Raw genomic sequence first — 11,704 nt, forward strand, 5'->3', positions numbered from 1 at the left:
ACGGCGGTATTCCCTGGCCATTGCGGACAAGCGCATTGCTGACAGCTTGTCTAGTGTTTGATTGGTAAGCATTTGTGTTGACCTCCTTGAGTTTACTGATAGTAACCACTACAGGGTGGAGGACGGAGGCAAGCCCCTACTTGGCTTTCATCCCGGACGATGTGGTGCGGCGGGAAGTCTAGGCACACGTTTTCCACCGCCCACCCGGTGTTCCGGCTAGCCCGAGTCTGTTTGGGCGTCGAGGGCTGTGTCGACGCGTGCGCGCCAGAACCGCGAGGCCAGAGATTCCGTAATACTTTCTGTCAGTGCTTGTTGTCGAATGATGGGCGAAGAATTCTGGCTGACACAGAGTTATCCTTACAAATGGATGATGCCGGTGAACGATGGGGCTATGGATGACCTTGGTGCGGATGATGAGAGCGGTGAAAACGGTTCAGGGGCGGGCTGGCTGACCAAAACAGCGTTTGGCGGCTCACTGGACTGACTGGAGCGGCGCCAGGTGGTGATCCAGTCTTTTTGGCAGGAAGAAGCCTCAAACGCGCAGCAAGTGTGTGTTTTCTTGGTTTATGCTGTTGTTTTGAAGCAAGACTAGAGAAGACATAGGGTGGGTTGCCTGAGCTGGGGGTACAGCGTTTCCTGTTCGGGCTGGTAACGGGGGGTCTTTATTGCATCAACCTGCCGGAAAGTTCCAAAAGGTGCACCACAGGTATGGAGACTGGTGAGAGACCGGTGTCTGGCTCAGCTCGCCGGTCTGGAGAGGTGTTGCAGGCGGCTGAGAGAACTCCCCGGTGACTCTCATTGCTGCTAGATACTTCCAGGGCCAGCTGGTCAAAAGACCAACCGCAAGGATCCAGCCCGGGATTTGTCTCTTCACCGGCGACCTCGGTGTCTTCACCTGTGATACCCTCACCTTTGCTCAAAAGAGGAAGCTTATCTGGACGCGGTTGGTTAATCCAAAGACGCGGTACCGGAGGTTCCAGTCCTGAACAAAAGAGGTTGAAGAGTCTGGAAACCAGCAGGTAGGAGGGTAAGTCGCGGCCGCAGTTCCTTTGCGGTGGTGTCATGCCTGCCGGGCGTTCTCAATTGTGCCGGTTAGTGATAAGGATCTCCCGGCCTTCATGGTCGGGCACAACCGGGTGTTTGGGTATTGCATCCAAGTGACCAAGGCCAACCTCCAGATGGTCCCGGAGGCCTACATCCGCAAGCAGACCCTGGTGAATGCCGAACGGTTCGTCACGCCAGACCTGAGGCACAAGGAGAACAGGATCACTAGCGCCAAAGAACGCCTCATGGCGCTGGAGCACGACTACTGCCGGCCTGTGGTGGACGACGGGGACCGGATAGAGCTGGTGGCCTGCCGCCACCCGGTAGTGGAGCAGCTGCTGAGGTAGAAGGCCTTCGTCTCCAACGACACCCTGTGAGCAACAAGCAGCAGGGTGTGATTCTCACCGGGCCCAACACGGGCGACAAGGGCACCTACCTCTGGCAGATGACTCTAGCCGTGCTTCTTGCGCAGATCGGCTGCTTCGTCCCGGCGGAGAAGGTGCACATTGGGGTGGTGGACCGCATCTTCACCCGGGTGGGGGCATCGGACGACGTGGACACGGGGCAGTCCACCTTCATGGTGAAAAAGGGGTGAAGTGGCGAACATCCTGCGCAACTCCACCGAGAAAAGCCTGGTGAACCTGGATGAAGTAGGGCCGGGGAGAGCCACCTACGACGGCCTCAGCCTGGACGGGGCGGTAAGCGAGTATATCCACGCCCGGGTGAGGGCGAAAACCCTGTTTGCCACCCACTATCACGAGCTCACGGACCTGGCGGACAGGTTGGAGCGGGCGGTGAACTACCGCGTCGCGGTGAGCAAAGAAGGGAAGAACGTGATCTTTCTGCATACTGATGCAAGTAGCCCGGATCGGTAGACCGATTGGTAAGTGCTAATCTCCTCCATAAACTTTGGTGTCCGAGTTCTTCAAGCAGGAATGGTAAGCCTTTAGGGGTAACAATCTAGGTCTCCGTAGTTCCATCGGACTTTGTGCGAAGCGACTGAGTGGTCGTGACGTTGACCTGGACTGCAACCATTCCAGTTTTTTGGGTCTTTGACAATCTATTGATTCACGGATATAATTATTTATAGGCGAAACTATTTATAGTAAGAATTAATACCAGAAGGGGAGGTGTAGCGGTGAATCAGCAATTAGGATTTCGTCTGTTGGCTTCGTGTCTGGATATGCGCAGAGAATTGAACAAGCTGATCAGCACGGGTCACTTATCTCAAGGAGAGTATCTAGTTTTGCGAAACGTGTGGTTGACGAAAACGGCCAAGGCTGCCGAATTATCGGCTATACTTCAGTTATCCCGTCCTTCCATTTCCCGGATCCTCAATGATTTGGAAGGACGAGGACTGATTACCCGCCGAATAGACGAATCAGACCGGCGAAGCATCGATATCGAGCTTACAGAAGCAGGTGTCAAGGCCGTCCAGAGGGCGAATCGGGGACTTCTGCGGATTGCCGAACGGGTGGTGGACGGGCTGGGTGAGTCGGATACGGAAAGGCTGATCCATTTATTGGAAAAACTGACGGACATATATAAGCAGATGGTTGCGGAAAGTGAGGGTGAAAGGGATGAATAGGAGTAAGAAGACAAGTGGTGCCAGGTGGATCGGGGTGATTGTTATCGTTGTCTTGGCTTTGGGGATGTGGCATGCTCCTGTTGATGGTGCGGTAGCGGATTCTTTGCAGAACCTTCTGACGGTAGGAGGGAGGGAAAACGTTGAGCTTTTGAATCGGCTTAATGCCGCTTGGACACTGCCGGAGGATTACCACCTGGATGTTATTGAGGTGAAGGGCATTACTATGGAATGGCTCCGGGCCAAGGACAACAGTTCCAACCGGGCAATTCTGCAGCTGCATGGCGGAGCTTATACGCGCTCCTTGAAGGATAACGGCACCACCTACCGCCGAGCCGCGGTGCAGTATGCCCGGCTTAGCCACGGAGCAGTCCTGACCGTAGATTATCGGGTAGCCCCAGAACATCCGTTCCCTGCCGCCTTGGAAGATGCCCTTTTAGCCTATAAGTGGCTTTTGGAACAGGGATTCTCACCGGAAGAGATCATCATCGTGGGCGATTCGGCCGGCGGTGGCCTTGCGTTGGCGACAGTTCTTTACCTTCGGGACCACGAGATGCCCTTGCCGGCGGCGGTGATCACCATGTCGGCGTGGACCGATTTGGACTATCGATTGTGGACTCCGCCTTACGTTGGTAATGCTAGTCCCAACAATCCATACATTTCGCCGATCTATGGGGAGTACCATGGGTTTCCGCCTATGCTTATGCAGGTGGGGGGCGACGAACTATTGCTCAATGACACAATTGCGGTGGCCCAAAGGGCCAAAGCTGCCGGGGTGTTTGTGCAGCAGTCAACCTATCCGGGCATGTTTCATGTCTTTCAGATGCTATTTCCTGAACTGCCGGAGGCCAATGAGGCGTGGCGAGAAGTGGAGTTGTTTATACATTCCATCTACCGAGAAGACTAGGGACGTTAGGCGTTATCAACGATATTCGCTGAGGGCCATTTCCAATTGTGTCCAAGAAGGAAATCCTAAGGAGTCCGCGGTCTGAGGGCTCCAGAGGATTTCTTTTTTATATTTCTACTTTTGAGTGCAGTATAGGACTAGTGGGCGACGGCGCAAGGTACCTGCAGATATAGAGGCTAGCAGTTAATGCTCCGAAACCTGGGGGTCGGTTCTGAACCGACCAAGGATGTGTTCGCTTGTTGACAAGCGAAAGTATGTTTGGTATTCTAAAGACAAGACACCGAACATATGAGCGGACAACATGTGTTCGAATCGCCCTGTGTTTGTCCTTGGATACTAAACCTTAAAGGAGCGGTTTGTCGATGAACAATTACCGGCGTCTAGAACTGTCCTCCGTCAGTAAAGCAAACAGAACCGTTGTTGGCCCGCGGATGTTGCTGCTTGTGGGTTTCATTGTTATCGCGGTCGCGGCCTTTATGCGGGTTGGTATTGGTTCGGAATTGGTGGAATATGAGTACGTAGAGATTACGGTGCACAGGGGCGATACGTTGTGGAGCATTGCCAGGACCTTTGGTGATGCCCAGACTGACACCCGCAAATTGGTGGACGAGATCTGTCGGGTGAACAAACTAGACAGTCCGGTGATTTACCCAGGACAAAGGTTGTTAGTGCCGGTGCGGCCGGAACTAATTCTGGAGGATCCAGAAACGCAATTGTTGGTGCGGCACCGCTAGGAGGGCTCTTGGGGATAAGAAAATTCCCCATTTTCTATTTAATATTGATTCGCATAATGGATATTATGTTAACTTGCCTGTGGGGTTATTAATAGGTGCCCAAACCACGCTCAAAGTAGCGTTACAACGGTGTCAGTGGTCTCCTTGGTCGTCCCAAACGGCGCCGAGACCAGTGTCTTGACTATAGGCCTTTTGGTCTTTGAATAGACTTATTGGCTTGGATTCATCGGTCTCCAAGACCGCGTTCATTGCCTTGGTCACAGGAACCGTAAACTGCATCAAGAGTGCCATAAAGGCCTTACGCTGTCTGAAATCCAGGGTGCCAAACCAACCAGGTTCGCAGTATTTCTCGTAGATTTCCAGGGGTTTATTCAACCCGAAACGGGCCATGGCGGTGGTGATTTCCTCTGGTAACGGGAAATACTCAAAGGGTACGAAAACGCGTCTTTGTTTACTGGGGTGTTCTTCGAAGACCTCAAGTCTACTCACCGCGCACCAATCACCTAAGGCGGCCTTTTGGAGAAGGTCTTTTCCTCCTTCCATGGGACAACGGGAGATTAGCTCCCGATAGTAAGCATCTACATCTCCATAGGCTTCCTTCTCCTTGCGGGAGACTGCTTGGGGCAGCAAGGCATCGGTAATTTCCCTGGTGATGGCACTAGTGTAAACGTAGTTGCGAGTATCGATTCTTCCTTCCCGGAGAAAGTCAAAGACGACAACTTCTGCCTTCTCGCCTTCGGCGTGTCTGTTCGCTCTCCCGGCTGCTTGAATGATCGACGGGAGAATGGGTCGTGCCCGAAAGACTTTTTGGAAGCTTAAGTCTACTCCGGCTTCGATGACCTGGGTGGAGACCACCAAAACCGGTTCTCCAGCGGCTAGATGTGAAGCAATGCGCCGCAGAAACTGCAGTTCCCGTCTGGTTCCTCGATAAGGCCGCTCTCCTCCCCTTCTTACCTTACTTACTCATGGTGAGTATTGTTGAGTGGCTTGCTATCATTCGTTTTGCTGGCTTCTATGGTTCGAGCAACCAGTCGAGAAAGGCGCGCTGGCTGTCTCAAACCTACCATCTGGCCGATGCTGAGGGCCCTACCCTCCAAAGGTGCGGGGCATGGTCCCTCCTCTTTTTGGGAGGACCCGGAAAAGACCAGGTTGCAGTTCTTTTCTGCCCTGTTTCAGCATACACAGTCCGAAGTCTTCCAGTACTAGACGGCCCTTTCTTCTACCCTTCTAATTCAGATGATAAAGACGTATTTCCTTGTCACTTTCCCTCCGGGGTGGTCACACATATGAGAAAAACTAGGTCAAATTGAGTCGGAAGATGTCAAAACTATTCGACGATAAAGGAGATTTTTCCGTCACAAGTAGTCAACAGACACCGACTCTGGGTCACATCAATATAACTCTGTAATGTCAGCGTTTAGTATACTAATAATATACTAGCAGAGGCATCGGGATGGATCCACGACAAAAGGGTTGTGCTTCGATATACTTGCTTTTGGTTCAAGTGGGCATGCGGCTCTAGCATGAACAGTAGGACGATGCTTCTCGCTAGACTGTGAGGAGACAAGCAGGCAAGAAGTTTCCGCAGTGGAATTGGGGACACTCATAGCGAAAGGAGTCGGTATAATGAACAAAAAACTAGTATTCTCGTTACTTGTCAATATTATTGTACTTGGATTGCTGGCCGGTTGTCTAACGATTGACGTCGATTTGCCCCACGACGACGACGAGGATCATCTTGTCGCTTACTATTTTGGCACTCCACCTAGTATCGATGGCGATCTTTCTGAGTGGGACTTGGATCGTCCACTTATGACCATTGGTCCAAACTCGGGTAATGTGTTTCGGGGATCCATTGATTCTAGCGAGGATTTCACCATGCATCTCTATCTGGGATGGGATTACGAGAATATCTATCTTGCATTGGAGGTGGTTGATGACAGTATTGTAACCGAGGTTGAATTTTGGGACTTCGACAATGTTACTCTGCTCTTTGATGCTAAGAACGACAGCAAAAGAGAGGACTACGAAAGTGACTATCCCGCTAAGGCTGAATGGCAAGACGATGATTACAGACTGATCATTCAACCGGTAAATCGCGTTTCTATTCAGACAAACTCGTCCTTTGTTTACCTTAACCCTCAAAGCAGCTTTGTACCATTGGGGGACGGCTATCGGTATGAGTGTAGGATCAAGATTTCCGACCTGCCCTATGTGATGGTCGAGAACGGTCATGTCATTGGTTTTGATGTTTCCATCCGCGATGTTGATGCAGATGGGGACGTTCTTTCCTTTACGGAAGCGGTTTACGGGGGTCTTGGTACCGATCCCTGGGGAGGGCTTGCTTTCCAATACTGGCTATTGAGCAAGTTAAAGCTTGTTGAATAATGGGAGGAGGTTAATGATGAAAAGAAAGTCATTTTGGTTTCTCGTTAGTCTGATCATTGTAGGGTTGTTGTCGGGGTGCTTACTTAAGGAAGATGAAGCAAGCAATGAGGAGCCAAGTAACGGTGGAGAGGTTGAGGCCTACTGGTTTCCCGTGTATTTGACCGAAGCACCAACAATTGACGGCAGACTCACCGAGTGGGGGGCTTACGAGCCTATCGTGACTTTAGGCCCTGATTCTCGAATCCTCAGTGGGTCGATTGACTCTGCGGATGATCTCACCCTGAAGGTCTGGATGGGTTGGGATCTCGATTACCTCTATCTGGCAATAGAGGCCATCGACGACAGCATACCTACGGGTGGTTTCTGGGATCATGACGATATTCAGCTTTTGATCGATGCCAGAAACGATAGTACCTTTGAAGAGTACGCAGAAATCTTTGAATCAGGAAACCCAATCACGAGGGACTATTGGAAAGATGATGACTACAGGGTAGTCATCCAACCGGCAAATCGCGTTTCCGTGCAGACAAACGAAAATTTCGTCTATGTTAATGTCGAAGCGGTATTTGTCCCGACGGATAAAGGCTATACGTACGAGGTTGCTATCCCTGTCTCCAGTCTGCCCTATTTCTGGGTTGGTGATGGCCATGTTATCGGTCTTGATTTCAAAGCCTGCGATGCGGATCAGGTGGTGAATCAAGATGGGAATACTGTGCGGACCCAGGCTCATATGGTTAGTAACGATGATCTGCCTGTGGATCCCTGGGGCGGCGCTGACTATCATTACTGGAAGCTGCATAAGTGCAAGTTTGAGATAAAGTAGGACTCCATGTGTTATGGGTGATCGGTTACAGGAGAATAGTTCGCTATTCTCCTGTAACTTTTCTACACGTCGGGTGTTTCTAGCAAGTGCTGCGGAAGGGGTTTAGGAATGAAGAAGAAGGCTTGCTTTGTGGTTTTGATGATCCTATTGGCGCTTCAGTTCCCGTCCTGCTTCAAATTGGATCGTAGTGTTTCCCAGCCTGAAGGTATGCTTCTCGTTGTTCCGACGATGGTTGTGTTGTTGACTAACACTGAGACCAATATGGCCACCCAAGAGGACATCTTTCAACTACATAAACAGATTGCCGCGTGGAAAGAATTCTTTGTACGCGAGGTGGGGCAGTACATAGAACTGGAGTTGCATTTCGTTCAGATCGACGATTACGTTGGCCTCGAGGACATTACCAAGATGGGCAACGGTGGATACCACTTGCTTGCCAGGGACGCATCTACCCTACTGAGGCGGGCCGGTATCAACCCTCGGGGTTTTTCGCTGGTGGTGGCTTTCTGGGCGTGGAGGCCCAGGAGTGGTGTGTATAAGGCCTATGGCGGCGCTGCGGAAGGCCCCCCGAGTTACTCGTTGGACGGAGCGGGTTATCATTCCCAGGCAGTTTTCGACGGTCCCTATGAGTATATCAGTAGGGTAAGTATTCACGAGTCACTACACAATCTTGATGGTATGTTTGATCTGGTGGGGATTGAGCGTTTCTGGCATGCTGATCAGATGGCAGCTTTGATGCCAGAACTCCTCGCGGAAAAGCCTGGCGCGTTTTTGCCCTATCGAACAGACAGCGAAATGCTTGAGCTTGCTGAGAAGGAAAAGAAGGGTCAGTACAGCTTCAGTTGGGAGGAACAATTGGTATTCTATCGGCACATGTTGGCAAGGATGGAACCATGGGAGTGGGAAGCACTGGAGTTGGGGTACCGGAGAGACTACAGGGATGTAAAGCGGATGAGTGAAAACGTGTATGTAGAGCCGTTATATAAGACGATGTCGTTGCCCGCCGGGGTTCCGGCTTATGTGCCTGTGCTTGTTCGCAATTCCAACGGCTCTGCAGTGGACAACGCTAGAGTATATCTTGCTGAGCAGAGACTGAATTACGAGACATACATCCACACCGGGCAATCCTCGGTGGTATTTGAAAACGCCTATTACGGGGGTTGGACGGACCCTGAACTCGAGGGAACAGTTCGCATCGCAGTAGAGAATGTCTTTGGGAGTGACGGTCAAGCCCTAAGCTCCACCGTTGTCCTGCGGAGAAGATAATCTAGTCTTATTGAGTTGGCGCGCAAAGAGAGAGCCTCTTCCCTGCGCGCCAACGGCTAAGCCCTAATGGCCACAAGTAGAACAGCTGCCGCCGGCACAAGAACCACAGGAGGAATGGCCGCCAATGGAGGTCGAGCCTTGACCGTCGGAACTGCGGGCCGCAAAGGTTGATACGAGCTTCTTCACTTGGTTGCTACCGCACTTTGGACATACCACCTTGTCGATCTGCGACCAGGAAATCAGCTCTTCGAACTTCTCTTGACACTGACCACATCTAAACTCATAGACAGGCATGTTTGACTCACTATCCTTTACGTTTGAGATGAGAAAAGATAGTCATGCCAGACAGAGGTTGTCTTAGCCATATACTTCTGCCCAGTCGCCGTTCCCGACGGCTGCGGCATTGGCTTCATCGGTATCCAGATGCAGTTCCAGGTAGAAATCGTCCCGAACCCGAATCAGCACTTCGTCGAAGATCAGGGCCCGTTCTCCTGGAATCTTGACCGAGACAATCTGCTTGTCCACTACACCGAAATTGGCTGCATCTTCCGGTGTCATGTGGATGTGCCGCTTGGCGATAATCACTCCTTTGGTGAGCTGGACCGACCCTTTGGGTCCGACCACTACGATGCCAGGACTGCCCTCCAGATCACCGGAATCCCGGATCGGAGGTCTTACCCCCAACGCGAAGGAGTCGGTTCTGGAGATTTCCACCTGGGTCGCTTTGCGAACTGGACCTAGGACTCTTACCCCAGTGATTGCACCCTTAGGACCCACAATGATAACCTTTTCATCAGTAGCAAACTGACCCGGCTGGGAGAGGTCTTTTATTTTCGTCAGTTCGTGACCTTCCCCAAACAGGGTTGCCAAGTCTTCCTTGGACAAGTGAATGTGGCGGTTCGATACGCCGATCTGTACCTTTCCAAGTAGTTTTGCCAATCAATATGCCTCCCCATATACTATCGAGCCTTTGTATCGCTCGGATCAGTACTTTTATTTCTCCTGAGCCTTGTGATCTCTAGCACAATCTCGGTCACAAGGCTTCCTATTTGATATTACCATACTTGCATCCAAGATCCAAGGTTCGTCCCGGGATTACCCACTGTTGTTCGAAGATTCCAGGGAATATGCTTTGGGGTCTTAGCGGATACTATCAGGGGCAAAGGAGGCGAAAAGATGAGTCTGGTGATCGCTGTATTTGACCAGCTAGAGCCGGCGGAACATCTGTATACGACCCTGATTGAGCAAGGGTATCTGCGGGAAGATGTGGCGATTTGGCAAGGTAAAGAGGAGGTCTTGTCTTTATCGGACGATGTAGCGGAAACGGTGGCCGAGGAATCCATGGCCCAGGAACCCCTTCCCATTGATACCATCAATCACAGCATGACACAGATTCTAGAGAGTATCCACCTGGATTTGGCCGCCCATGGTACAATCGTGGTGGGACTGCGTACCGAAGGATATGATGTGGACCGGGCCAAAGAGCTTATGCGAAAACACGGTGCGTCAAAGGTGGATGTGTTGTAATCAACTCCCAGAGATAACCGCGATTTTCCGCTGCACGGGTTGACCTAACGGCCAGCTTATGTTATACTGGCGGTGTTGCAGGGGAGTAGCTCAATTGGTAGAGCACCGGTCTCCAAAACCGGGGGCTGCGGGTTCGAGTCCTGTCTCCCCTGCCAAAACCTAGACGCCATGCGGCTTTCATCCCACTGGACGTTTCGGACAATGCGTGATTAGACCAACGGTCTAACGCTTAATGCAGTAAGCAAAATGAGAACCGGTCTATCGAGAGGGTAATTTTAAGACCGTAGGAAGACCGGTACTCACGAAGTGAGCGGTAACAACAAAATTGCGGGTATCGGATTAAAATGTGGGATGTTTGAGGACCGCTGGAAAGTAACAATATCAAAACGTCAAAACCCTCTCTTACCTCTTTCGCCGTCGGAAACTAAGAGGTAGAGGGGGTTGTTTTATGCCTGCAAAAGGAAGAAAGCCTAAAAATGTGGGGCGTACCTTTGCTTCTCTGTATGAAACGTTCATTAGCCTAAAACAAGCAGAAGGATGCAGGGAACGCACCATAAAAGACTACAGGGATACACTCAGGGACTTTTCCAAGTTCTTCGATGTTAACCTGGTTATCACGAATCCTAAGCTATACGATGCTCTCATCGAATACTTCAAGTCTAAAGCAGATAAGCAGCCGGCCACATACAACCGACCTTATTCTAACCTACACGCCTTCTTTGAGTTTTGTGTAGCACAGTCGCATTTAAGGTCCAACCCACTTAAAGATCTTGGCCTCAAAAAGCGCAAAGACGATGGTGAAGCCGTACGCCATGTGGATGAATCTGCTCTCGAAAAACTGCTCAAAACTATAGACAAGAGCACATATACGGGGTTGCGCGACTATGCCCTTATTCTTCTTACTCTCGATACCGGTATACGCCCCAAGGAAGCACTTAGCCTCACGCTTGATGACGTAGATCTGGATAAGTTGGTTGTGCACGTCCGCAAAGAGTATTCCAAAGTGAAGAAGGCAAGGATTCTTCCAATATCCCCTGTTACGGCTGCTGCCATAGGCGAAGTAATTAACATGACTCCTGAAGAATGGGGCAATATGATATTCTACTCCACTACCGGCCTTCCAATGACAACCCATATGTGGACTAAAAGGTTATACATGTACAGCAAAAAGATAGGCGTTAAAGTGACACCATATTCTCTACGCCATACATTTGCCATTATGTTTCTCAGAAACGGCGGTAACCAGTTTGCACTGAAGTACGAGATGGGCCATAGTACGATGGCTATGACGTCACGTTATGTAAACCCGGATCTCGCAAGGGTCGGTCAAGACGGTGTATTTTTCGTAGAATCAAGCCGATTTTGTCCCGGTGGGTTCATCGAGAAGGAGTTTTGGTAGGCTCAGCGGCAAATTGGTTAACATAAACTGG

15 protein-coding genes and 1 tRNA gene are annotated in these 11,704 nt (G+C 50.9%); 13 read left to right on the top strand and 3 right to left on the bottom strand.

The genetic code is table 11. The features are described 5' to 3' along the window. Positions 1-247 precede the first annotated feature (247 nt). The 7 genes from GXX57_00005 (at position 248) to GXX57_00035 (ending at position 4,270) form a co-directional block, all read left to right on the top strand. Complete coding sequence (locus GXX57_00005) at positions 248-484, top strand: hypothetical protein (protein ID HHV43037.1); 237 nt, start codon at positions 248-250, stop codon at positions 482-484. Positions 485-1,085: 601 nt separating this feature from the next. Beyond that, entirely contained in the window at positions 1,086-1,391 is a 306-nt protein-coding gene (locus GXX57_00010; GenBank protein ID HHV43038.1) for a hypothetical protein, read from the top strand. Positions 1,392-1,417: 26 nt separating this feature from the next. After that, the gene (locus GXX57_00015; GenBank protein ID HHV43039.1) at positions 1,418-1,639 is read left to right on the top strand and encodes a hypothetical protein; all 222 of its coding nucleotides are present in this window, start codon (positions 1,418-1,420) and stop codon (positions 1,637-1,639) included. 1 nt (position 1,640) lies between these two features. After that, on the top strand, positions 1,641-1,919 hold the full coding sequence (locus tag GXX57_00020; GenBank protein ID HHV43040.1) for a hypothetical protein: 279 nt from the start codon (positions 1,641-1,643) through the stop codon (positions 1,917-1,919). A gap of 263 nt (positions 1,920-2,182) precedes the next feature. Continuing rightward, on the top strand, positions 2,183-2,632 hold the full coding sequence (locus GXX57_00025; protein ID HHV43041.1) for a MarR family transcriptional regulator: 450 nt from the start codon (positions 2,183-2,185) through the stop codon (positions 2,630-2,632). 64 nt (positions 2,633-2,696) lie between these two features. Beyond that, positions 2,697-3,536, top strand: a complete 840-nt coding sequence (locus tag GXX57_00030) for an alpha/beta hydrolase (GenBank protein ID HHV43042.1) — start codon at positions 2,697-2,699, stop codon at positions 3,534-3,536. Between the two features lie 362 nt (positions 3,537-3,898). After that, positions 3,899-4,270 (top strand): LysM peptidoglycan-binding domain-containing protein, encoded by a 372-nt coding sequence (locus GXX57_00035; protein HHV43043.1) that lies wholly within the window; start codon positions 3,899-3,901, stop codon positions 4,268-4,270. A gap of 132 nt (positions 4,271-4,402) precedes the next feature. Here GXX57_00035 and GXX57_00040 read toward each other — a convergent pair whose 3' ends face one another. Further along, positions 4,403-5,128 (bottom strand): hypothetical protein, encoded by a 726-nt coding sequence (locus GXX57_00040; GenBank protein HHV43044.1) that lies wholly within the window; start codon positions 5,126-5,128, stop codon positions 4,403-4,405. Between the two features lie 768 nt (positions 5,129-5,896). On the opposite strand from GXX57_00040, the gene GXX57_00045 reads away from it, so the two are divergent. The 3 genes from GXX57_00045 (at position 5,897) to GXX57_00055 (ending at position 8,747) form a co-directional block, all read left to right on the top strand. Further along, a complete protein-coding gene (locus tag GXX57_00045) occupies positions 5,897-6,658 on the top strand; it encodes a hypothetical protein (GenBank protein HHV43045.1) in 762 nt (253 codons plus the stop codon). Positions 6,659-6,671: 13 nt separating this feature from the next. Continuing rightward, positions 6,672-7,481, top strand: a complete 810-nt coding sequence (locus tag GXX57_00050; protein ID HHV43046.1) for a hypothetical protein — start codon at positions 6,672-6,674, stop codon at positions 7,479-7,481. A gap of 108 nt (positions 7,482-7,589) precedes the next feature. Further along, on the top strand, positions 7,590-8,747 hold the full coding sequence (locus GXX57_00055) for a hypothetical protein (GenBank protein ID HHV43047.1): 1,158 nt from the start codon (positions 7,590-7,592) through the stop codon (positions 8,745-8,747). 63 nt (positions 8,748-8,810) lie between these two features. Here GXX57_00055 and GXX57_00060 read toward each other — a convergent pair whose 3' ends face one another. Together GXX57_00060 and GXX57_00065 are read right to left on the bottom strand one after the other, a co-directional pair. After that, positions 8,811-9,041 carry a zinc ribbon domain-containing protein gene (locus tag GXX57_00060; protein ID HHV43048.1) on the bottom strand — a complete coding sequence of 77 codons (231 nt, stop codon included), beginning with the start codon at positions 9,039-9,041 and terminating at the stop codon, positions 8,811-8,813. A gap of 63 nt (positions 9,042-9,104) precedes the next feature. Next, on the bottom strand, positions 9,105-9,686 hold the full coding sequence (locus GXX57_00065; protein HHV43049.1) for a phosphate propanoyltransferase: 582 nt from the start codon (positions 9,684-9,686) through the stop codon (positions 9,105-9,107). A gap of 237 nt (positions 9,687-9,923) precedes the next feature. Between GXX57_00065 and GXX57_00070 the strand changes: the two genes are divergently transcribed. The 3 genes from GXX57_00070 to GXX57_00080 all read left to right on the top strand — a co-directional run bounded on the left by GXX57_00070 (position 9,924) and on the right by GXX57_00080 (position 11,673). Further along, positions 9,924-10,274, top strand: a complete 351-nt coding sequence (locus tag GXX57_00070) for a hypothetical protein (GenBank protein ID HHV43050.1) — start codon at positions 9,924-9,926, stop codon at positions 10,272-10,274. A gap of 79 nt (positions 10,275-10,353) precedes the next feature. Further along, positions 10,354-10,429, top strand: a tRNA-Trp gene (locus GXX57_00075). 293 nt (positions 10,430-10,722) lie between these two features. Beyond that, complete coding sequence (locus GXX57_00080) at positions 10,723-11,673, top strand: site-specific integrase (protein ID HHV43051.1); 951 nt, start codon at positions 10,723-10,725, stop codon at positions 11,671-11,673. The last annotated feature ends 31 nt before the right edge of the window (positions 11,674-11,704 follow it).

The organism is Bacillota bacterium (assembly GCA_012839765.1).
In the GTDB taxonomy this organism is placed as follows: domain Bacteria; phylum Bacillota; class Limnochordia; order DUMW01; family DUMW01; genus DUMW01.